This window comes from Clavibacter sp. (assembly GCF_014802555.1).
Classification (GTDB): domain Bacteria; phylum Actinomycetota; class Actinomycetes; order Actinomycetales; family Microbacteriaceae; genus Clavibacter; species Clavibacter sepedonicus.
Map to the genome: position 1 here is coordinate 1 of NZ_JAAVCB010000016.1, position 21921 is coordinate 21921.

The following is a 21921-nucleotide window of genomic DNA, read 5'->3' on the forward strand; positions in this document are numbered from 1 at the left end:
CGCGCCGACGGCTCCGGCGGCGAGCAGCGCGACCACCGCGACGACGGCCGTCAGGGAGCGACCGCGGCGGCGGTCCCGGGCACGGGCGCGGGCGCGGGAGCGGGTCGTGGGGGCATCCGGATCGGTGCGGTCGGCGCGCGCGCGGTCGGGGCCGTCGGCAGGGGATCGCATGGGGCCATGTTAGACGCCGCACCCGGGCGCCGGTCCGGCCGCGGCGGTCCTCCGGATGCGGTCGACGACCGCGCCCTGTGAGGGACGTCCTGCGTGACTGCGCGACCCTCGGGAGGGAGCGAGCGCAACGAGGGGAGGGGAGGGGTGGTGGAGCCGCCTGTCAGAATCGAACTGACGACCTTCTCATTACGAGTGAGATGCTCTACCGACTGAGCTAAGGCGGCCCGGCCTGGACTCGAAGAGCACCGGGCACGAGTAGTGAGCATACCGGATGCGCGGGCCGCTCCCGCACACCGGCCGCGCGGGAGCCGCCCCGCCCGCGATCGGGCGGCGTCCGCTCAGCCGCAGGTCGTGCCGGCGGCCGGCGGATCCCCGCCGAGCAGGTAGCCGTCCACCGCGGACACGATGCACGGATCCCGCTCGTCGTAGGCGATGTGCCCCTCCCCCTCGTAGGTGAGGAGCACGCCCGACGAGAGCTGGCCCGCGAGCGCCTTGGCCCACGAGTACGGCGTCGCCGGATCGCCCGTCGTCCCGACGACGACGATGGGCGCTGCGCCCTCCGCCGACACGGGCGCCGGGGTGTCGCGGGCGGGATACGGCCAGTTGCCGCAGAGCGGGTCGGGCTCGCCGTCGCGGGAGGTGTCGTCGTCGGCCAGTTCGCCGGCTGCGGCGCGGAGCTCCGCCGCCTCCGTGACCAGCACCGCGGGATCCCGCTCCACGGGGTAGTCGATGCACTGGATCGCGAGGAACGCCTCGTAGAAGTTGCCGGAGTAGGTACCGTCCGGCTTCCGGCCGAAGTAGGAGTCCGCGAGCGAGAACGCCGTGGCGGACTCGCCGCGGAGCGCCTCGGTGAACGCGGTGGTGAGGGCTGGCCACCTCTGCTCGCTGTAGAGCGCGGAGTCGATGGCGCTGCGCATGACCTGCCCGTCGAGCTCGCGCCCGTCGCGGGCGCGCAGCGGGCTCTGGTCGAGGCGGTCGAGGAGGGTCGCCACCGTCTGCTCGCCGTCCTCGACGGATCCGTGGAACGGGCACCCCTGCCCCGCCAGGCACGCCGCCATGTACGACTCGAAGGACGTGCGGAAGCCCGTCGTCTGCGCGAGCACGACGTCGAACGAGCTCGCGGACGGGTCCGTCGCGCCGTCGAGCACCAAGCGCCCCACGTGCCCGGGGAAGTCCTGCGCGTACTGGGCGCCGATGCTCGTGCCGTACGAGTAGCCGAGGTAGTTCAGCTGCCTGTCCCCCACCAGAGCCCGCAGCATGTCGAGGTCGTGCACGGTGCTCTGGGTGTCGATGAACTGCTGCAGCGGGCCGGATCGCGCGGCGCAGGACTCCGCGAACGACTTCGACGCCTGCACCAGCTCCTCGTCGTGGGCGGGGGTGCCGGGCGGCGCCTCCGTCTCGCCGTAGAGGAAGGAATCGAGCTGGCTGTCGTCGACGCAGTCGACGGCGGTCGATGCCCCGACGCCGCGGGGGTCCCAGCCGACGATGTCGTACGCGTCCTGCAGGTCGCGCGAGACCGCGTAGTCGACCCTGGCCTTCACGAAGTCGACGCCGGACGCGCCCGGGCCACCCGGGTTGACGAAGAGCGACCCACGCGGCCCGTCGGCACCGCGCGCGGTGTGCCGCACCAGGGCGAGCTGGATGTCGGTGGCCGGGTCCGGCGCGGACCAGTCGAGCGGCGCCGTCGCGGTCGCGCACTGCGCGCCGTCCTCGCACGGGGACCACGTGAGCGCCTGCTCGTAGTACCGCGCGAGGTCGGGCGCGACGTCCTCCGTCGTCGGGCTCGACGTGGAGCTGCGCGGCTCGGGCACGGGGATGAGGCCGCAGCCGCTGAGCGCGACGGCCGCGGCGAGGAGGACCGCGCCCAGGGCTCCGGCCCGGCGCAGGGCTCGCGCCGGAGTCCTCCGGCGCGTCACGCCCGACCCGCCGTGCGCGTGCGGGTGATGGAGACGAGCATCGCCTCCAGGGCGAGCGCCGGCGACACGTTGCCGTCGATCCGACGACGCGCCACGCCCACCGCATCGAGGACCGCCAGCGACGCCGCCGCGGATCCGGCCTCGGCGGCCTCGGCGATCCGCGGGGCGATCGCCGCGTTGACTTGGGGCAGGTCCGCCCCCAACTGGTTCAGGAGCACGTCGCGGTGCAGGGACATGAGGTCGACGAGGATCCGGTCGATGCCGTCCCGGAGGCTCCGCGTCGCGCGCCGCTTCTGGTCCTCCTCGAGCTGCCGGATCTGCGAGCGCAGCTGCGGCGGGATGGACCCGCCCTCCTGCACGCCGAGCGACCGGAGCGCCCGCTCGCGCTCGTCGGCGTCGCGCTGCACCGTGAAGGCCTTGGCATCCTGGCCGGCCAGCTCGAGCATCGCGGCGGCCGCGCGCACGGCGTCGCCGACCGTGCGGATGCCGAGCGCGAGCTCCAAGGTGCGGCTGCGGCGCTCACGCGCCTCAGCGTCGGTCGCGAGCCGGTGCGCCATGCCGATGTGGCTCTGCGCCTCGCGGGCGGCCCGCAGCGCGACGGCCTCGTCGACGCCGTCGCGTCGCTGGATGAGCGCGGCCACGTCCTCGACGGACGGGATGCGCAGCCGCACGCTGCGGACGCGTGAGCGGATGGTGGGGATGAGGTCGGCCTCGCTGGGCGCGCAGAGGATCCAGATGGTGCGCTCCGGCGGCTCCTCGAGCGCCTTCAGCAGCAGGTTCGACGTGCGCTCGGTCATCCGGTCGGCGTCCTCGATGACCATGACCCGGTAGCGGCCGACCGACGGCGAGTACTGCGACGAGGTGACGAGCGCGCGCACCTCGTCGATGGCGATGATGACCCGCTCGGTGGCGAGCACGCCGAGGTCGGGGTGGCTGCGGGCCGCGACCTGGCGGGATGTCGCCGCGTCCCCCTCCGGCGTGCCGTCGCTGAGCAGCGCGGTCGCGAAGGCGTAGGCGAGGTTCGAGCGGCCGGACCCGGGGGGCCCGGTGATGAGCCACGAATGCGCCAGCGCCGTGCCGGCGGCGTCACGCGCGGTGGCCCGCGGGCTGCTGGCGGCGGCGAGGAGCGCGACGGCCTCGGACTGGCCGGTGAGCTCGTCCCAGATCGCGCGGCCGTCGGGGCTCGCGGGCGTCGCGTCTCCCCGGGCAACGGCGGCCTGCGTCGCGGCGGCGCGGTCGGTCTCCGCGTCGCTCACGCGGATGCTCCCGCCGCGATCAGTACGTGTGCCCGGGCGCGGATCTCCGCCGCGATCACCTCGCGCGGCCACCCGGCGTCGACGACCAGGAAGCGCTCCGGCTCCGCGGCCGCGAGCCCGAGGAACGCCTGGCGCACGCGCTCGTGGAAGTCGGCGCGCTCGGCCTCGAGCCGGTCGAAGCGGGTCCGCGCGGCGTCGAGGCGGATCCGGGCGGCGGCCTGGTCGAGGTCGAGCAGCACGGTCAGGTCGGGCAGGAGCCCCTGTGCGGCCCAGAGCGAGAGGTCGCGGATCTCGGCGGCGTCCAGCACACGGCCGGCGCCCTGGTAGGCGACGGACGAGTCGAGGTAGCGGTCCTGGAGGACGACCGCGCCCCGCTCGAGCGCAGGCCGGACGACCGTCTCGACGTGGTGCGCACGGTCGGCCGCGTACAGGAGAGCCTCGGCCCGCGGCGCGATGTGGCCACGCCGGTGCAGCACGATCTCGCGGATCTCCTGGCCGAGGTCGCTGCCGCCGGGCTCGCGGGTGACGACGACCTCGTGGCCCTGCTCCTCCAGCCATTCCCGGAGCAGCGCCGACTGCGTGGACTTCCCTACGCCGTCGCCGCCCTCCAGGGTGATGAAGACGCCGGTCACGTCGCGTCGGACGCGGTCGCCGCGGCAGCGGCCGCCTTGTTGGCGGCCCTCGTCGCCGCAGCCTTCGTGGCGGCGGCCGTCGTTCCCGTCGCCTTCGCGGCGGCGCCCGGCTTGGCCGGGGCCTTCGCCTTGGCGGGCGCCTTGGCCTTCGCCTTCGCCGGGGCCTTCGCCTTCGCCTTGGGCTTGGCGGGCCCCTTGGCGCGCTTGTCGGCCAGCAGCTCGACCGCCCGGTCGAAGTCGATGTCCTCGACGGACTCGCTCTTCGGGATCGTCGCGTTGGTCTCGCCGTCGGTGACGTACGGGCCGAAGCGGCCGTCCTTCACCTTGATGCCCTTACCGCTCACGGGATCCGCGTCGAACTCCTTGAGCGCGCTGGACGGACGGCGCGCACCGTATTTGGGCTGCGCGAACACCTCGAGGGCGCCGGGCAGGTCGATCTCGAAGATCTGCTCCTCGCTCGTGAGCGAACGCGAGTCCGTCCCCTTCTTCAGGTACGGGCCGTACTTCCCGTTCTGGGCCGTGATGGGCGTGGCCGTCTCCGGGTCCTCACCCACGACCCGCGGGAGGTCGAGGAGGCGCAGGGCCGTCTCGAGGTCGACCGTGGCGAGGTCCATCGACTTGAAGATGGAGGCCGTGCGCGGCTTCACGGCCGCCGCCTTCTTCGCCGCCGGCTTCTTGGCGGGCGCCTTCTTCGCGGGTGCCGCCGTGGTCGTCGTCGACGCGCTCTCGAGCACCTCGCCGGTCGCGGGATCGACGCCGTCCGCAGCGGCGGCGGGCGCGGCCTCGGGCTCGGGCTCGGGATCGAGCTCGGTGACGTAGGGGCCGTAGCGGCCGTCCTTCGCCACGACCTGCTTGCCGTTGTCGGGGTTGATGCCGATGACGCGGTCGGTGACGACCGGCGCGTCGATGAGCTCGCGGGCCTTGGCCGCCGTCAGCTCGTCCGGAGCGAGGTCCTCCGGCAGGTTGACGCGGCGGGGCGTCGCGTCCGCGGCGGCTCCCTCCTCGTGCACCTCCAGGTAGGGCCCGTACTTTCCGATGCGAAGGGTGATGTCGTCCGCGATGCGCAGCGAGTTGATCTCCTTGGCGTCGATCTCGCCGAGGTTGTCGATGGTGGGGCGGAGCCCCTTGTGCGCGTCGTTGCCGTAGTAGAAGCCCTTCAGCCAGTCGACGCGCTCGGCCGCCCCCTCCGCGATGCGGTCGAGGTCGTCCTCCATGCCCGCGGTGAAGTCGTACTGCACCAGCTCCGTGAAGAACTCCTCCAGCAGCCGCACCACCGAGAAGGCGATCCAGTTCGGGACGAGCGCGGTGCCCCGCGGCGTGACGTAGCCGCGGTCGACGATCGTCGAGATGATGGCCGCGTAGGTCGACGGACGACCGATGCCCAGCTCCTCGAGCGTCTTGACGAGGCTCGCCTCCGTGTAGCGCGGCGGCGGGCTGGTCTCGTGCCCCTTCGCGTCGACGTCGACGAGGCGCAGGTCCTGGCCCTTCTTGAGGTCGGGCAGCTTGGCCTCGCGTGGCTCGGCGGCGCCGTGGCGCTCCTCGTCGCGGCTCTCCTCGTAGGCCGCCAGGAAGCCGCGGAACGTGATGACCGTCCCCGAGGCGGCGAACTCGGCCACCTCGCCCGCGGACGTGGGTCCTGCGGCGATGACGACCGACGCGGTGGATCCCTTCGCGTCCGCCATCTGCGACGCGATGGTGCGCTTCCAGATGAGGTCGTAGAGCTTGTGGTCGTTGCCGCGCAGCGTGGAGGCGAGCTGCTGGGGAGTGCGGAAGGTCTCGCCGGCGGGGCGCACGGCCTCGTGGGCCTCCTGCGCGTTCTTGCTCTTGCCCGCGTAGAGGCGCGGCTTGTCCGGCACGGTCTCGGGCCCGTAGAGCTCCGCGGCCTGCTTGCGCGCCGCGTTGATCGCCTGCTGCGAGAGCGAGGGCGAGTCAGTGCGCATGTAGGTGATGTAGCCGTTCTCGTAGAGCGACTGCGCCACGCTCATCGTCTGCCGTGCGGAGAAGCGGAGCTTGCGCGCCGCCTCCTGCTGGAGAGTCGACGTGGTGAACGGCGCGGCAGGGCGACGCGTGTAGGGCTTCGACTCGACGCTCTGCACCTTCAGCGGCACCGAGGGGTCGCGGAGCGCCTCGGCGAGGGCCTCCGCGCTGCTGGCGTCGAGCGGGCGCGAGTCGTTCTTCAGCGCGCCCTTGTCGTCGAAGTCGCGACCCGTCGCGATGCGGGCGCCGTCGATGCGGACGAGCCGGGCATCGAACGGCAGCTCCTGCTCGAGCGGCGAGAGCGACGCCGTCAGATCCCAGTACGAGGCGGTGACGAAGGCCAGGCGCTCGCGCTCGCGGTCAACGACGAGCCGGGTCGCCGCGGACTGCACGCGGCCCGCCGACAGCCCGGGTCCGACCTTGCGCCAGAGCACGGGCGACACCTCGTAGCCGTAGAGGCGGTCGAGGATGCGTCGCGTCTCCTGCGCGTCGACGAGGGCCGTGTCGATGTCGCGCGTGCTGTCCCGTGCGCGCTCGATGGCCTCCTTGGTGATCTCGTGGAACACCATGCGCTTGACCGGCACCTTCGGCTTCAGCACCTGCAGCAGGTGCCATGCGATGGCCTCGCCCTCTCGGTCCTCATCCGTCGCGAGGAAGAGCTCGTCGGCGTCCTTGAGCGCCCGCTTGAGGTCGGCGACCGTCTTCTTCTTCTGATCGCTGACGACGTAGTACGGCTCGAAGCCGTTCTCCACGTCCACGGAGAACTTGCCGAGCGTGCCCTTCTTCAGCTCCGGCGGCAGGTTCTTGGGCTCGATGAGGTCGCGGATGTGACCCACGGAGGCCTGGACCTCGTAGCCGCTGCCCAGGTACTGGGCGATCGTCTTGGCCTTGGCCGGCGACTCGACGATGACCAACTTCTTCGTGCCGGGCACGTGACTCCTTATATATGCGTTCATGGGGACCGATGACCGGCCCGGTGTCCGGGATGCGTGCCCGCTCGGATCGGATCCGATCCGGGGCGACGTGCGGCGGGGTCCCCGACAAGGCACACCATACACACGCGCACCGACCGGCCACCTAATCGCGGTGCGGCCTGGACGCGACGCGTCTCGGCTCCTCGGCGGCCCGGCCGGAGCGCCTGTCCGAGGCCCGACCCGGACGCCCGACCCAGGCTCGTCCGCCCTCCTGGGCCGGCCGAGTGACGCTCTGGACCCGGCGCGTCCGGAGACGAACCGGAGGGCGTCGACGCCCGGCCGGGGCGCCCACGCCGGTCATCCCGGTGCCCGGGCCGGCGGCTGACCTGCTCGCGCACGCGCCGTCACCTGGATGCCCAGGGGACCGCCGCGCTCCGCCTCCACGACCGCCGTCGTGCCCGAGACCTCGCAGCCCGTGAGCGCCGCCCCGGCGGCGACCACGACCTCCTCGGCCGCCGCGCAGGGTGAGCCGACAGCGAACCCGGCCGCGACGTCCGCCGCGGCGAGCGCCCCGGAGTCCGCGGCCCCCGCCGCGGCCGCCCTCTCCACGAGCACGGACGAGACGGCGACCGTGGCGAGCGCGAGGGCCGTGACGGCGCCGAGCACGCCGACCGCGAGCGCGGTGCCCGAGCCGGTGTCGCCGTCACGGGGCACCCGGATCCTCCTGCCACGCGCAGCCCTTCGCCTGGACGCGGAGCCCGGCCGCGCCAGCGGGCGCGAACCGGCTGGGGGCGGTGAGCCGGACGCATACGGCGTGACCCGTCCGATCCACCGCCATGGACGCTCCCGCGGCGGCGCCCTCGATGCGCGCCGCCGCCGTGCCCGCATCTTCCCCGCGGCCGATGCTCCGGGCCGCCTCCTCCGCCGCGGACGTCAGCACGACCTGCTGGCCGACCGTCTGCACGGCCCCGAGGCACAGCCCGAGGACCAGCACGACCGCGGGCAGCACGACCGCCAGCTCCGCAGCCGCCGCCCCGCGATCCGCCACCGGGTGCGGATGCGGATCGCGGTGCGGATGCCCCTCCGCCGAGGTGAGCGCGATCACCGGTCGTAGGTCAGGGCGCGCCGCACGAGGTCGAGGAGCATCCCGCGGACCTCGTCGCTCTGCAGGATGACCACGAGCAGCCCGGCGAAGGCCACCGCCGCCATGGTCGCGATGGCGTACTCGGCGGTGGCCGCGCCCGCGTCGCCCGGTGCGCGGCAGAGGAGAGCACGACGCGCTGCCCGGACGACACGCGCTGACCGCGAGGGCACGAGCCCCGGGGAGGCCGTCACGACCTCTCCGCCGCAGATCCCCGCGCAGCTCGTGGCCCGCCCCGATGATCGCGTCGGAGCCGTTCGCGCGGCGGCCAGCGGCCAGACGGCGCGGCCCTCCGGCGCCATCGCTGCTCCGGTCATCCCGGATGCGGGCCCCCGAGCCGCCTCGGCGTCCGCGCCGCGCGCGTCGATCGCGTGCGTCCGCTCCTCGATTCGTCCCATGTCCTCGTCCTCTCCCTCTGACGGGCGATGCCCGCCGTCCTGTCCCCGCCGACCATCGACCGGGACGCCACCATGCCCCGTCCGCCGGGCTCGACCCGCGTCGGGACCCGCGACGGTGGACGCCGTCATCCGCGGCCGAGTGTTGAGGACACGACGGCCAGCAGCATCGGCACGACGCCCACCGCCAGGAACGCCGGCAGGACGCACACGCCCAGCGGCAGCATGAGCCGCGCGGCCAGACGCGCCGCAGCGCGTTCGGCCCATGTGGCGGCGTCCCTGCGGATCCGTTCCGCCTCGCTCGCCAGAAGCACCGCGACGGGTGCGCCCGTGCGTGCCGCCGCGTCCACGACCGGCCCGACGGCGTCGAGGTCGTCGGCCTCCCCCAGCCCGGCGCGCTCGCATGCACGGCGGACGACCGCGACGGCCCGAGGCACGGACGCCCCGCCGGACATGGCCATCGCCACGAGGTCGAGGACGAGCCCAGGTGCCGGCTCGTGCGGCGTGGCGCGTCTCACCAGGTCGCGGTTCCACCGCCACCCGATCGCCACGAGCGAGGAACCCACGCCGAGGCACGCCAACCCGGGCAGGGTCGTCACGAGGACGCGGAGCGGATCGAACCCGAGCCCTGCCGCCAGGAGCAGACCGGCACCGGGCATGAGGAGCACCGTGCGGCTGGTCGCCACCGGGCCGGCGAGCGCCGTCCCCGCGTCGCGGCGGACTCGGGCGATGTCGACGAGGGAGACGGCGAGCCGGTCGAGGGACCGCGCGAGCGGCGCTCCCGTGCGATCCGCGACCTCGAGCCCGGCGGCGAGCGCGCACCACGATCCCGCGGTGGCTCCGCCTGCCGGCTCGACCGCGGTGGCCGCCGCCACGACGCGCTCGGCGAGCGGAGCGGATCCTGCCCCCGAGGCCACCCGGCGGACCAGGGCGGGCACCGCGCGCTCGCCGCGTCGGGCCCGTCCGCCCGGCGGCGCCAGCTGCGACCACGCGCGCTCGAGGTGCAGCCCCGCGCCCAGCAGGACCGCGAGGCGTCGCACGAACGTGGCGATCTCCTCCGTCTCCTCGACGACCGCCTCGTCGCCTGCGCCCCGGAGACGCGACCGGAGGGCGTGTGCGCGCCGGATCACGCGCGGCTCCCGTGCGCGTCGGTCGCCGACGCAGCCACGGCGGCCCGCGCCACCGGGACCGTCGCGGGATCCCATCGCACCGGCATGACGCGAAGGCGACCATCGACGCCGGTCACGAGGCGCCCGGCGGCCGTCACCCGACGCCCCTGCGTCGTGCGTGCGAGGTGGATCACGAGACCGATCGCGCTCACCGCCTGCCGTGCCGTCGTGACGGCGTCCATGCCGGCGAGCGCGCCCAGCGCCTCGAGTCGGGCGGGGACGTCGGCGACGCCGTTGGCGTGCAGGGTGCCTGCGCCTCCGTCGTGCCCGGTGTTCAGCGCTCCGAGCAGCTCCCGGATCTCGCTGCCCCGGCACTCCCCCACGACCAGTCGGTCCGGCCGCATCCGAAGCGCCTCCCGAACCAGGCGCGGCAGCGACAGCTCCCCTGCCCCCTCGATGTTCGCCTGCCTGGCCTCGAGCGACACGACGTGCGCGTGCCGCACCCGCAGCTCGGCGACGTCCTCCACGATCACGATGCGCTCCCGTGGATCCGCACGGGCGAGGAGCGCGCCGAGCAGGGTCGTCTTCCCGCTGCCGCCCGCCCCCGTGATCAGGAGGTTCGTGCGCCGCCGCACCGCCTCCTCCAGCAGTGCGCGACAGCCGGGCGGGAACGCACCCGCCGCGTCGAGCGCGTCGAGCGTCGGCCTCGCCCGCGAGGGGAGCCGGATCGAGAGCAGCGTGCCGCGCGTCGACACGGGCGGCAGGACCGCGTGGATGCGCATCCCGTCGCCCAGCCGGACGTCGACGCACGGCGCTGCCTCGTCCAGGTGCCGCCCGCCCTCCGCTGCCAGCCGCACGGCGAGCGCCCGCACGGACGGCTCGCCGCCGAGGTCGACGTCGGGTCGGCGCTCGGGCCCGGATCCGCGGTCCACCCAGACCTCGCCGTCCCCGTTGACGAACACGTCGGTCGTCCGAGGATCCCGGGCCAGAGGGGCGAGGGGACCGAGGGCGGACGGGACCCGGCGCGAGGGCGGGGTCGATGCGGCCTCGGCGGCGCGATCGCCCCCGGGCAGCCGGAGGGCCACGCCGGCGTCAGATCCTCCGACGATGGACGGGTCCGCCCCGGGGACGGTCCCGCCCGGCGTCCGTGCCCGGGGGACGAACGCCGCGGCGGCGACGAGCGGACGCGCGCTCGCGCCCGGACCCGCGCCCCCTGCGGACCTGTGCCGCGACGCCTCCCCCGGGAGGACGCCCCGACCGACGACGGATGCCTGCCACTCGACCATGCGCGGAGGCTATGCGCGGGCGTGCGGAGCGATACCGGGCGCACCCGACGCGGGGAGGAGGCGTCGCCGTCACGTGCTGGGGAGGAGGAGAGGGGCGGCGCCCATCGGGGGAACGGGCGCCGCCACGTGACGAAGGATCGGGGGAATCCTGGATCCGCCACACGCCGGGCTTGGCCCGACGGCATGAGCATACGCCGCACGCCTCCCGCCACGGGAGGGTTCGGCGCGTTCTGGCCGTTCCCCCACCGGACTCCCGGCCAAGGACTTCGCCACGTCCACCACCCGTCGCCCGCGGTGCCGAGGTGCCCACCCGCTAACGTGGGTCGCGGAGAGGATGACGATGACGATGTCCACGAACCCCCGATCGACCGAGCACGGAGCCCCGAGGCCCGCCGCGCGCGAACAGGACGAGGAGGGGACGACCGCTCCCCCGCCGTCGCCCGACCCGGGGCCCGTCCACCCGCCGTCGGAGGCCTTCTGCGCGACCCGGGTCGCCGACGAGTCCCTCGCCGCATCCGCCGCCGCAGACCGCCTCGGCTTCTGGGCCGACCGGGCCCGCGAGCTCGTCACCTGGGAGACCCCGTTCGAGACGGTGCTCGACTGGTCGGACGCCCCCGTGGCCCGCTGGTTCCCCGAGGGCCGCCTCAACGTGGCCTACAACTGCCTCGACCGGCACGTGCTCGCCGGGCACGGTGACCGCGTCGCGCTGCACTGGGAGGGCGAGCCCGGCGACACCCGCGACCTCACCTACGCCGAGCTCACCGCGGAGGTCAAGCGCGCGGCGAACGCCCTGCGCGACCTGGGCGTCGTCGCGGGAGACCGCGTCGCGATCTACCTCCCGATGATCCCGGAGGCCGTGATCGCGATGCTGGCCGTGGCTCGCATCGGCGCCGTCCACTCGGTCGTGTTCGGCGGGTTCAGCGCCGAGAGCCTGCGGGCGCGCATCGACGACGCCGCGGCGCGCATCGTGATCACCGCGGACGGCGGCTGGCGCAAGGGCAAGGTCTTCCCGCTGAAGTCCGCGGTAGACGCCGCGCTCGTGGGATCCGCCGGATCCGTCGAACACGTCCTCGTCGTGCGGCGCGGCGAGAACGAGGTGGAGTGGGACGACGCCCGCGACCTCTGGTGGCACGAACGCGTCGCCGCCGCGGATCCGGAGCACGTGGCGGAGGCGTTCGAGGCCGAGCACCCGCTCTTCATCCTTTACACGAGCGGCACGACCGGGAAGCCGAAGGGCATCCTGCACACCTCGGGCGGCTACCTCACGCAGGTCGCGTACACCCACCGCAACGTCTTCGACCTGCACCCCGAGACCGACGTCTACTGGTGCACGGCCGACGTCGGCTGGATCACCGGCCACAGCTACGTGGTCTACGGCCCGCTCGCCAACGGCGCCACCCAGGTCATCTACGAGGGCACGCCCGACTCCCCCGCGCCCGGCCGCTGGTGGGACATCGTCGAGAGGCACGGGGTGACGATCCTCTACGCGGCGCCCACCGCCATCCGCTCCTTCATGAAGACCGGCCGCGAGATCCCGGACGCGCGCGACCTCTCCTCCATCCGGCTGCTCGGCTCGGTCGGCGAGCCCATCAACCCGGAGGCGTGGCGCTGGTACCGCGACGTGATCGGCGGCGGCGACGTGCCCGTCGTCGACACGTGGTGGCAGACGGAGACCGGCGGCATCATGATCTCCGCGCTCCCCGGGGTCACCGCCACGAAGCCCGGGTCCGCGCAGTCCCCCATCCCCGGCATCCAGGTCGCCGTGGTCGACGACCAGGGCGAGCCCGTGGCCCGCGGCGAGAGCGGCCTCCTCGTGGTCACCGAGCCGTGGCCCGGCATGCTCCGCGGCATCTGGGGCGATCCCGAGCGGTACCGCGAGACGTACTGGGACCGCTTCGGCGACCGCTACTTCGCGGGCGACGGCGCGCGGCTCGACGAGGACGGCGACATCTGGCTGCTCGGCCGGGTCGACGACGTGATGAACGTCTCCGGGCACCGCCTCTCGACCGCGGAGATCGAGTCCTCGCTCGTCGCCCATCCGTACGTCGCGGAGGCCGCCGTGGTGGGCGCGTCCGATGAGGCGACCGGCCAGGCCGTCGTGGCCTTCGTGATCCTCCGCTCGGCCGAGGCGAGCGCGCTCGGCGATGAGGACCCGAACGAGGTCCTCCGCAAGCACGTGTCCGACCAGATCGGTGCCATCGCCAAGCCGCGCCGCGTGTTCGTGGTGCAGGAGCTGCCGAAGACGCGCTCGGGCAAGATCATGCGCCGGCTGCTGCGCGACGTGGCCGAGGGCCGGGCGATCGGCGACACGACCACGCTGGCCGACACGCAGGTGATGCAGGTCATCAGCGACCGGATGAGCGCGGGCTGACCCGACACCACGACGGGGACGGCAGGAGGGACGGGTGCGCTGCGCACCCGGCCCTCCTCACGTGCCCGCTCCGGCGGGAGGCGGCTACTCGACGAGCGCCACCACGAGCTCGACCTCGACGGGCGAGCCGAGCGGCAGCTCCGCGACGCCGACGGCGGAGCGCGCGTGGATCCCCGCGCGCCCGAGGATCTCCCCCAGCACCTCGCTCGCGCCGTTGATGACGCCGGGCTGCCCGGTGAAGCCCTCGGCCGAGGCGACGAAGCCGGTGACCTTGATCACGCGCGCGATGCGGTCGATGCCGCCGGCCGCGGCCGCCGCCGCCGCGAGCCCGTTGAGCGCGCACGTGCGGGCGTGCGCCTTGGCGTCCTCGGCGGACACCTCGGCGCCGACCTTGCCGGTCGCAGCGAGCGCGCCGTCGACGAACGGCAGCTGGCCGCTCGTGTAGACGAGGCCGCCGTGCACGACAGCGGGGACGTAGGCGGCGACGGGCGCCGCGACCGCGGGCAGCTCGATGCCGAGCTCGGCCAGCCGCTCGGAGATCGCGCCCATCAGGCGCCGTGCTCTGCGCCGGCGACCGGGCGCTTCATGTACGCGACGAGCCCGCCCTCGGGGCCGGTGACGACCTGCACGAGCTCCCAGCCCTGCGACCCCCAGGTGTTGAGGATGGCGGCCGTATTGTGGATCATCAGCGGCGTGGTGAGGTACTCCCACTGCGCGGGCGTTGCGGTCATCTCGGCTCCTTGCCGGTCGGGTCTGGATGCATGACGGGACGGGCGCGGGCGGCCGGCGCACAGGTCTCACGGGATCCCGTACACCCTTCCCGTACTCTGGAGTCTATGTCTGCTTCCAAGAACACGCCCGGCCGCGTCGCCGCCGCGCTCACGGGTGTCCTCGGCATGAGCGCCGTGGCCGGCGTGCTGGTCGCCGCGATGGTCACCCCCGCCATCGCCGTCACGAGCCTGGCCGCCAACAACACGATCGGCCTCTTCGAGGACCTGCCGGACTACCTGCAGATCGACAACCTCGCCCAGAAGACCGAGCTGTACGCCACGCAGGGCGGCCAGCCGGTCAAGTTCGCCGAGTTCTACGCGCAGAACCGCCAGGAGGTGAGCTGGGACGAGGTCTCCGACAACGCGAAGGCCGCAGCCGTCGACACGGAGGACCCCCGCTTCTACGAGCACGGCGGCGTCGACGTGCAGTCCACGTTCCGCGCGCTCGCCCAGAACGTCATCGGCGGCGGCGTCGAGTCGGGCGCGAGCACCATCACCATGCAGTACGTGAAGAACGTGCTCGTGCAGAAGGCGGAGACGCTCGCCGAGACGGATCCCGACGCCGGGAAGAAGGCGTACGCGGAGGCGACGCAGGAGTCGACCGCCCGCAAGCTCAAGGAGATGCGGCTCGCGATCGGGCTGGAGAAGAAGTTCGCGAAGAACGACATCCTGCTCGGCTACCTCAACATCGCGAACTACGGCGGCAGCGTCTACGGCATCCAGTCGGCCGCGAAGTACTACTACAACGTCGACGCCAAGGACCTGAGCATCGCCCAGGCGGCGAGCCTCGTCGCGACGGTGAACTACCCGACCGCCCTGCGGATCGACGAGCCGGGGAACGTCAAGGCGAACCAGGAGCGCCGCGACATCCTCATCGACAACATGCTCAAGCACCACAGCATCACGCAGCAGCAGCACGACGAGGCGATCGCCACCCCCGTGACACCGGCGATCACGCCCTCGGTCAGCGGCTGCAACGCCGCGCAGCCCGCCAGCGCCGCGTACTTCTGCGACGCGGTGAAGTACACCGTCGAGAACTCCAAGGAATTCGGTGCCAGTCCCGACGAGGCCCGCCGCAACCTCAACCGCAACGGCTACAAGATCTACACGACGCTGAACCTCGACCTGCAGGCCAAGGCCACGGACGACATGCGCAAGCAGATCCCCACGACGATGAACAGCATCCCGGAGCTCGGATCGGCGATGACGAGCGTGGAAGCGAAGACCGGTCGCGTCATCGCCATGGTCCAGAACACCGACTACGGCAACAACGCGGGCGCCGGTGTGCAGAGCGTCAACTTCAACACCGACCAGGACATGGGCGGGTCACGGGGATTCCAGGTGGGATCGACGTACAAGCTCGTCACCCTGCTCGAGTGGCTCAAGGAGGGGCACTCGGTCAACGAGGTCGTCAACTCCTCCAAGGGGACGTGGTCCGGGAGCGACTTCCGGGATTCCTGCACAGGTGGGACTCTCAGCTCGAAGCCGCTGGTCGTCACGAACGACGGCGCGGCTCCGGGCGCGAATCGCACTGTGATGTCAGGCACGGCGAACTCGACCAACACCGCGTTCATGGCCATGGCGTCAGAGCTCGACATGTGCGGCATCGTGCAGACCGCGAAGGACATCGGGATCCACCAGGCGGACAAGAGCAAGCCGCTCTCCGGTCTCGTCTCCGACATCATCGGTTCCGGTGGCAACAACATCGCACCCCTCACGATGGCCTCGGCTTACGCCACGGTCGCGAACAACGGGACCACGTGCACGCCGATCCTGATCGACAAGGTCGTGCTCCCCGATGACACCGAGGTCACACCGCCGTCGGCGAATTGCACGGAGACCGTCAGCCCGGATGTCGCCCACACGGCCGCGTACGCGCTCGCGGGTGTCATGGGCGCCACCGGTGCCGCCGCCAACACGAACGACGGAACGCCGCTCATCGGCAAGACGGGCACCACGGATCGCGCCAAGGACACCTGGTTCGTCGGATCCAGCAGCGAGGTCACCACCGCGATCTGGGTGGGGAGCTACGGCGGACAGGACATCCGCCAGCGCACCACCAATCTCCCGAACGGCCAGCTCATGTCCACCGCCCGCTTCGCCGTGTGGAAGCCGTTCATGCAGTCCGTGAACGCGGTCTACAAGGGATCGGCCTTCCCCGGCCCGGCAGCGGACCTCACCCGCACGCCGACGGTCCAGGTGCCGGACGTGTCGGGCATGTCGCCCGCTGACGCCCAGTCGGCCATCGAGGGAGCGGGCCTGTCCTTCGCCCAGGGCGGCGCGCGCGCCTCCTCCGTATCCGCCGGCCAGGTCGCCGGATCCGACCCGGGCGCCGGCGCCAACGCCGCGCGCGGATCCACCGTCACGGTCTTCATCAGCAGCGGGCCCGGCCAGAGCCTGCAGCAGGGCACCCCGGGCACCGTCCCGGACGTGCGCGGTCAGGACATGACGAGCGCTCGCCAGACCCTGCGCGCGGCCGGCTTCGACGTGACCATGGCGCAGGAGCAGGTGCAGGACAACTCGCAGATCGGCAAGGCGACCCGAACGGATCCCGCCGCCGGCCAGCAGAGCGGCGGCCCCGTGACGCTCTACATCGGACGCAGCTGATGGGCGTCGTGGGCACGATCGCGCGCACCGTCGGCGGCGTCGCAGCCGCCGGCGCGGCGGTCTTCGCGTACGCGTCGTTCTACGAGCGACGCCGCTTCACCCTCCGCGAGGTGACGGTGCCGGTGCTCCCCGTCGGCGCCGACCCCATCCGCGTGCTCCACCTCTCGGACATGCACATGGCCCCGTGGCAGCACAAGAAGCAGCGTTGGGTGCGCGAGCTCGCGGAGCTCAAGCCCGACCTCGTCGTCGACACCGGTGACAACACGGGGCACGAGCAGGGCATCGTCGCGGTCGAGGAGACGCTCGAGGCCTTCCGCGGGATCCCCGGCGTCTTCGTGCACGGCTCGAACGACTACTACGGGCCGATGATGAAGAACCCGTTCAAGTACTTCACCGCCAACACGCACGCCACGCAGCGCCCCGCGGACCTCGACCTCGCACGGCTCGAGCGGCTCTACGCGTCGCTCGGCTGGGTCGACCTCAACAACGCCGCGGGCGCGATCGAGGTCAACGGCACGCTGCTCGAGTTCTTCGGCGTGAACGACCCGCACCGCGACTTCGACCACCTCGAGGCGCTCCCCGGCGCGCTCGACGCGCTGCGCGAGGACGGGGACGCCTACCAGGGCGCCTCGGACGCGCCGGTCGTCTCGATGGGCGTGGCGCACGCACCCTACCGCCGGGTGCTCGACTCGTTCGTCACCAACGGCGCCCGGATGATCTTCGCCGGGCACACCCATGGCGGCCAGGTCTGCGTCCCCGGCTACGGCGCGCTCGTCACCAACTGCGACATCCCGCGTCGCCAGGTGAAGGGCCTCAGCGTCTGGCCGCATGCCGAGCGCGCCGCGTTCCTGCACGTGAGCGCGGGCCTCGGCGCGTCGATCTACGCGCCCGTGCGCTTCGCCTGCTACCCCGAGGCGACGCTGCTCACGCTCACGGCGGTCTGACCGCCCGCGGCGTACTCGGGACGCGTGAACATCGGGTATCGTAGAGCCCGGCCCTCGGGCCATCGGGGTGTGGCGCAGTTTGGTAGCGCGCTTCGTTCGGGACGAAGAGGTCGCAGGTTCAAATCCTGTTACCCCGACACACCGCCTCCTCCGGGAGGCACAGCACGACAGCCATGAACGACCAAGGGCCGCTCCCCCAGGAGCGGCCCTTCGTCGTTCGGACGCCGTGCGACCTGCGCCGGGCGTCACCCCACGTGCCGCTCACGCACGCGGAGGACGACGTGGAGGAGCACGAGGATCACGGCGGCCGGCAGAGCGGGCCCCGACCAGAGGACGAGCAGCACCGGTCGCGGCAGCTCGGACAGCCAGTACCCGTACGGACCTGCCGAGAGCGGGAACTGGGCTGCGGCGACGAGGGCGCCCGCGACGACCAGGACGGGGAACGCCCACGCGGACCTCACGATCCCGAAGTGGCGGAAGCACAGCACGCTGACCGAGAAGGCCGCGATCACCGCGATGCCCAGGGGGACGACGACGATGACGGTGGCGTCCCTCTCGTCTTCGGTCGGCGACGACGCCAGGGAGATGAAGATGATCTCGTGGAACGAGAGCGCGACGCCGATGCACCACCACGCTCCCGCCGAGGTGAGCGCGAGCCCCGTCCGCCGCATCCGCGGGCCCGTCGGGATCTCCGGCGTCACCGCAGGCCATCCCGTGAGGACGCCCACGGGCTCTCGGAGGTCACGGCCTCCTCCGGGCGTCGGCGCGCGATCGACGGTCCACGTCCTTCAGCCGGAGCGCCGGCCGCTCGATCGCGTAGTAGGTCGCTGCGGAGAGCACGAGCGTCACCGCGCCCACCACGAGCGTGTTGAGGGCGAAGCCGGCGAGCGTGTCCGGGAGCACCAGGCCCGCGCGGCGGAGGAACCGGATCACGGGCAGGTGCCACAGGTAGACGCTGAAGGAGATCGTGCCGAGCCAGGCGATCCACCGCAGCTCGAGGAAGCGCGTGACCGGGCCGAGGGATCCGCCGCGCCGCGGCAGCGCCACCAGGAGCAGGAGCGTGGCGCACGAGAAGGCCACGATGCTCTCCTCGAACGCGCCCACCGGCGCCTCGGAGGCGACGACGATGAGCGCGGCGGCGACGATCCCGGCGGGCACGCGCCAGGCCGCGACGCGATCGCGCAGGCCCGCGTCCGCGGACAGGGTGAGCAGGATCATCGCCGCCGCCATGCCGTAGGCGAAGAGGTCCGCGTGCACGAGGATGCTGCGGTTCGCGACCGCCTCCCACGTCACGCCCCACTCGCTCGCGAGGCGGCCCCGGTGGCCGAGCGGGGCCTGCGCGATCATGGACCAGACCTTCCCGGCCACGCCGATCAGCAGGAGCACCGCCGCGGGGGTCAGGGCACGGATCCACGTGGCCCGCCCCCGCAGCAGCCGCGCCGCGAGGAGCGCGACGATGGGCAGGAGCACGTAGAAGGACACCTCCACGGCGAGCGTCCACGCGACCTCGATGCCGCTGCGGAGCGTGCGCGGCGCGTAGCCCTGCAGCAGGAGGGCGTTGAGGACGGTGTCGAGCGGACCGAGCGTGCCCACCAAGATCCCGGCGTCGCGGGTCTCGCGCGGCAGGATCGCGACGCGCAGCACGAGGCTCACGAGCAGCAGCACCACGATGTAGCCGGGGAAGACGCGGAGCGCGCGGTTGAGGGCGTAGCGCGACAGGCGCGGCATCGGGACGCCGTCGACGAGGCCGCGGGCGAACGGCAGGAACAGCAGGAATCCGCTCAGCACGAAGAACAGCGTCACGCCGTGGCTGAAGAAGGCGACCTCCCCGACGAGCGGGATGTCGGTTGTCGGCCGGGCCAGCTGGCGCTGCACGTGGTACAGCAGGACGGCGACGGCGGCGATCCCGCGGAGCCCCTCGATGCCGGGCAGGAGCGTGCGCACGCGAGCCGGTGCGGACGTCGGGGTCCCGGTCATGATGGCCTTCCCGGGTCGGTGGATCGGCGGTCGTCCAGTCTACGAGGCGCCCGATCCGCGTGAGCCGCGGGAAGCGGGACCGGGCCACGCACAGCACGACGGCCGCCGCCCGGAGGCGACGGCCGTCGGCGCGCGCTCCCCATCGAGCGCGGGCTCATCCCTCCGCGGGAGGGGCGGGCTCGGCGGGTGCCGCCGGAGCAGCGGGTGCCTCCGGTGCCGTGGGCGCCGCCGACTGGCTGGGCTTCGGTGCCGGCGGCACGTAGGGCTTCTTCGTCAGCGTGCTGCTCGGAGCGGGGAAGCCCTCCGCCGGGTAGCGGTCGTCGATGAAGGTCTGCAACGGCTTGAAGATCCGGTGACGCGCGCTGTCCGCGGCCGAGCCGTTGAGGACGTTGCGGCGCATGGACGCGAAGCCCTCGACGTTGCCCACCCAGACGGCCGTGGTGACCTCCGTGGAGGATCCGACGAACCAGGTGTCCTTCGAGCGGTCGGTCGTGCCCGTCTTGCCCATGATCTCGGTGCCGTCGCGCGGGTTCGATGCGGCTCCGGTGCCGCCCATGACCGCCTTGAGCGTGAAGGCGGCGGTGTTGGCGACCTCGGGGCTCATGGCCTGCGCGCACTCGCTCTTGGGCGTGACGAGCTCCGACTCGTCCGGGAGGACGACCTTGTCGATCGCGATGGGCGGGCACATGTTGCCCTGGTTCGCGACCGAGGAGAACGCGGTCGCCATCTGGAGCGGGGCGACGGTGTTGCCGCCCGAGCCGACCACGTCGGACGGGAAGCTCGAGAGGTCGCGCTTGTCCGCGTTGTAGGCGCCCATTTCGGTGGCCGTCTTGCTGATGTCGCAGAGGTCGAGCTGGCTGGCCATCGCGACGAACGCCGAGTTCACGGACGCCACCGTCGCCGCGAGCACGTTCTGGTTCGACGTGGCGCCGGTGTTGGTGTCGTTCGTCACCTTGTAGTCCGGCGATCCGGCGAGGTTGTCGCCGCAGCGGGTGAACTCACTGGCGGACCAGGTGGTCTTCGACGCGTTCACCGTCTGGTAGATCGACTTCCCGCTCTTCAGCCAGTCGACGAGCGTGAAGATCTTGTACGTCGATCCGACCTGGAACCCGGCGGAGCCGCCGTGCGCCTTGTCGGCCGAGTAGTTGATCTCGGTGACGCCCGGCTGGTCCGCCGCGACGCCGTAGTCCGTGTTCTGCGCCATCGCGATGATGCGGCCGGTCTTCACCTCGCGGGAGACCACGGATCCGCCGATCTTCGTGAAGCGCGCGGTCGTGGGCACCTGCTTGCGCATCTGCTCCGCGGCGTTCCCCTGGATGTCGAGGTCGAGGGTCGTGTAGACCTGCATGCCACCGCGCTTGAGCACGGCGTCGCGCTCCGCCGGCGTCGCGCCGAACTCCGGGTTCGTGAGGATCTCGTTCTTCACGTAGTCGCAGAAGTACGCGGCCGAGATCGGGTTGGCCTGGATGCAGCCGCTCGTGGAGGGCGTGATCGTCGGCGTGATCGCCGCGGCAGAGGCGGTGTCGTACTGCTCCTGCGTGATCTTCTGCTCCTTGAGCATGTTCCGCAGCAGCAGGTCGCGGCGCTCCTTGTTGCGCTCGAGGTTGTCCGGGTTGTCGATCTTGAAGACCTCGGGCGCATTGACCGTCGCGATGAGGCTCGCGGCCTGCTCGAGCGTGAGGTCGGCGGCGGAGACGTTGAAGTAGTAGCGCGCCGCCGACTCGATGCCGTAGACCCGGCTGCCGAAGTTCGCGATGTTGAGGTATGCGAGGAGGATCTCGTTCTTGGAGTACTTCTTCTCCACCCCGATCGCCATCCGCATCTCCTTGAGCTTGCGGGGCATGTCGGGCTGGGTGGCCTCGGTGAAGGCCTTCCGGCCCTCGGCCTGCGTGGCCTCGTCGGAGGAGTCGACCATGTTCTGGGCCTTCTGGACCAGGACGTTGCGGACGTACTGCATGGTGATCGTGGAGGCGCCCGACTGGACCTCCTTGTTCAGCACGTTCTGCGCGAGGGCGCGGGCGGCCGACAGCACGTCGACGCCGCCGTGCTCGTAGTAGCGGGGGTCCTCGGTCGCGATCGCGGCGTCCTTCGCGAACGACGACACGGCGTCCCACGGGACCTCCTCGCGGTCCTGCGAGAAGAACTCGGCGAAGGGCACCTGGTTGTCGCCCTGCTTGGCGTAAAGGACCGTCTTCTGCGCGAGGTTGTCGATCTGCAGGTTGTCGGGGATGTCCTCGAACACGCCGATGGTGCTGTTGGCCGCGATGCCGGAGACGGCGATGGCCGGGGTCACCATGGCGGCGACGAGCACGCCGGCGATCGTGCTCATGCCGACGAGTCCGAGGAACGCGCCCAACCGGGTCGAGATGGTCAGGTCAGTTTTCCTCATGGTACGAATCTAACCCGCGCCCTGAGCGGCGGCGTCCGCCGCAGGTATGGTCCCAGCTCCCCGTGG

17 protein-coding genes and 2 tRNA genes are annotated in these 21921 nt (G+C 72.5%); 4 read left to right on the plus strand and 15 right to left on the minus strand.

The window, feature by feature from the left end; genetic code table 11:
• Window positions 1-319 precede the first annotated feature (319 nt).
• From HDR73_RS01560 to HDR73_RS01605, 10 genes are all read right to left on the minus strand, one after another.
• Window positions 320-395, minus strand: a tRNA-Thr gene (locus HDR73_RS01560).
• 114 nt (window positions 396-509) lie between these two features.
• Entirely contained in the window at window positions 510-2087 is a 1578-nt protein-coding gene (locus tag HDR73_RS01565; protein ID WP_012297668.1) for an alpha/beta hydrolase, read from the minus strand.
• A complete protein-coding gene (locus tag HDR73_RS01570; RefSeq protein ID WP_012297667.1) occupies window positions 2084-3343 on the minus strand; it encodes a DNA polymerase III subunit delta' in 1260 nt (419 codons plus the stop codon). The genes HDR73_RS01565 and HDR73_RS01570 overlap by 4 nt, the downstream gene beginning before the upstream one ends.
• Window positions 3340-3975: a dTMP kinase gene (gene tmk / locus HDR73_RS01575; protein ID WP_012297666.1), complete on the minus strand. Its 636-nt coding sequence runs from the start codon at window positions 3973-3975 to the stop codon at window positions 3340-3342. Before tmk ends, HDR73_RS01570 begins: the two co-directional genes overlap by 4 nt.
• Entirely contained in the window at window positions 3972-6884 is a 2913-nt protein-coding gene (topA, locus tag HDR73_RS01580; RefSeq protein WP_041464266.1) for a type I DNA topoisomerase, read from the minus strand. The genes tmk and topA overlap by 4 nt, the downstream gene beginning before the upstream one ends.
• A 339-nt stretch (window positions 6885-7223) precedes the next feature.
• Window positions 7224-7580 (minus strand): Rv3654c family TadE-like protein, encoded by a 357-nt coding sequence (locus HDR73_RS01585; RefSeq protein WP_012297664.1) that lies wholly within the window; start codon window positions 7578-7580, stop codon window positions 7224-7226.
• A complete protein-coding gene (locus HDR73_RS01590) occupies window positions 7570-7971 on the minus strand; it encodes a TadE family type IV pilus minor pilin (RefSeq protein ID WP_012297663.1) in 402 nt (133 codons plus the stop codon). Before HDR73_RS01590 ends, HDR73_RS01585 begins: the two co-directional genes overlap by 11 nt.
• Window positions 7968-8180 (minus strand): DUF4244 domain-containing protein, encoded by a 213-nt coding sequence (locus HDR73_RS16665; RefSeq protein WP_086935940.1) that lies wholly within the window; start codon window positions 8178-8180, stop codon window positions 7968-7970. Before HDR73_RS16665 ends, HDR73_RS01590 begins: the two co-directional genes overlap by 4 nt.
• Window positions 8181-8530: 350 nt before the next feature.
• A complete protein-coding gene (locus HDR73_RS01600; RefSeq protein WP_012297661.1) occupies window positions 8531-9532 on the minus strand; it encodes a type II secretion system F family protein in 1002 nt (333 codons plus the stop codon).
• Window positions 9529-10797, minus strand: a complete 1269-nt coding sequence (locus tag HDR73_RS01605; protein WP_012297660.1) for a TadA family conjugal transfer-associated ATPase — start codon at window positions 10795-10797, stop codon at window positions 9529-9531. Before HDR73_RS01605 ends, HDR73_RS01600 begins: the two co-directional genes overlap by 4 nt.
• 340 nt (window positions 10798-11137) lie before the next feature.
• On the opposite strand from HDR73_RS01605, the gene acs reads away from it, so the two are divergent.
• Complete coding sequence (gene acs, locus HDR73_RS01610; RefSeq protein ID WP_012297659.1) at window positions 11138-13168, plus strand: acetate--CoA ligase; 2031 nt, start codon at window positions 11138-11140, stop codon at window positions 13166-13168.
• An 84-nt stretch (window positions 13169-13252) separates the two neighbouring features.
• Here the strand turns inward: acs and HDR73_RS01615 are convergent, their stop codons facing one another.
• Together HDR73_RS01615 and sp36 are read right to left on the minus strand one after the other, a co-directional pair.
• On the minus strand, window positions 13253-13717 hold the full coding sequence (locus HDR73_RS01615; RefSeq protein ID WP_012297658.1) for a RidA family protein: 465 nt from the start codon (window positions 13715-13717) through the stop codon (window positions 13253-13255).
• A complete protein-coding gene (gene sp36, locus HDR73_RS01620) occupies window positions 13717-13899 on the minus strand; it encodes a Sp36 family protein (protein ID WP_012297657.1) in 183 nt (60 codons plus the stop codon). The genes HDR73_RS01615 and sp36 overlap by 1 nt, the downstream gene beginning before the upstream one ends.
• Before the next feature lie 105 nt (window positions 13900-14004).
• Here sp36 and HDR73_RS01625 point away from each other — a divergent pair, with 105 nt between their 5' ends.
• The 3 genes from HDR73_RS01625 (at window position 14005) to HDR73_RS01635 (ending at window position 17626) form a co-directional block, all read left to right on the plus strand.
• A complete protein-coding gene (locus HDR73_RS01625) occupies window positions 14005-16545 on the plus strand; it encodes a transglycosylase domain-containing protein (protein WP_012297656.1) in 2541 nt (846 codons plus the stop codon).
• The gene (locus HDR73_RS01630) at window positions 16545-17489 is read left to right on the plus strand and encodes a metallophosphoesterase (RefSeq protein ID WP_012297655.1); all 945 of its coding nucleotides are present in this window, start codon (window positions 16545-16547) and stop codon (window positions 17487-17489) included. Before HDR73_RS01625 ends, HDR73_RS01630 begins: the two co-directional genes overlap by 1 nt.
• A 63-nt stretch (window positions 17490-17552) precedes the next feature.
• A tRNA-Pro gene (locus HDR73_RS01635) sits at window positions 17553-17626 on the plus strand.
• Between the two features lie 108 nt (window positions 17627-17734).
• On the opposite strand, the gene HDR73_RS01640 is transcribed toward HDR73_RS01635, so the two are convergent.
• From HDR73_RS01640 to HDR73_RS01650, 3 genes are all read right to left on the minus strand, one after another.
• Window positions 17735-18190, minus strand: coding sequence for a hypothetical protein (locus tag HDR73_RS01640; RefSeq protein WP_223842681.1), 456 nt, complete (start codon window positions 18188-18190; stop codon window positions 17735-17737).
• A 40-nt stretch (window positions 18191-18230) separates the two neighbouring features.
• The gene (locus HDR73_RS01645) at window positions 18231-19466 is read right to left on the minus strand and encodes an acyltransferase family protein (RefSeq protein ID WP_012297653.1); all 1236 of its coding nucleotides are present in this window, start codon (window positions 19464-19466) and stop codon (window positions 18231-18233) included.
• 154 nt (window positions 19467-19620) lie between these two features.
• Window positions 19621-21855 carry a transglycosylase domain-containing protein gene (locus tag HDR73_RS01650; protein ID WP_041464264.1) on the minus strand — a complete coding sequence of 745 codons (2235 nt, stop codon included), beginning with the start codon at window positions 21853-21855 and terminating at the stop codon, window positions 19621-19623.
• Window positions 21856-21921 lie beyond the last annotated feature (66 nt).

Excerpts from the sequence above, each read along its gene's own strand:
- HDR73_RS01605 (WP_012297660.1), bottom strand. The coding sequence starts at position 10,797 with ATGGTCGAGTGGCAGGCATCCGTCGTCGGTCGGGGCGTCCTCCCGGGG.
- acs (WP_012297659.1), top strand. The coding sequence starts at position 11,138 with ATGACGATGTCCACGAACCCCCGATCGACCGAGCACGGAGCCCCGAGG.
- HDR73_RS01615 (WP_012297658.1), bottom strand. The coding sequence starts at position 13,717 with ATGGGCGCGATCTCCGAGCGGCTGGCCGAGCTCGGCATCGAGCTGCCC.
- sp36 (WP_012297657.1), bottom strand. The coding sequence starts at position 13,899 with ATGACCGCAACGCCCGCGCAGTGGGAGTACCTCACCACGCCGCTGATG.
- HDR73_RS01625 (WP_012297656.1), top strand. The coding sequence starts at position 14,005 with ATGTCTGCTTCCAAGAACACGCCCGGCCGCGTCGCCGCCGCGCTCACG.
- HDR73_RS01630 (WP_012297655.1), top strand. The coding sequence starts at position 16,545 with ATGGGCGTCGTGGGCACGATCGCGCGCACCGTCGGCGGCGTCGCAGCC.
- HDR73_RS01645 (WP_012297653.1), bottom strand. The coding sequence starts at position 19,466 with ATGACCGGGACCCCGACGTCCGCACCGGCTCGCGTGCGCACGCTCCTG.
- HDR73_RS01650 (WP_041464264.1), bottom strand. The coding sequence starts at position 21,855 with ATGAGGAAAACTGACCTGACCATCTCGACCCGGTTGGGCGCGTTCCTC.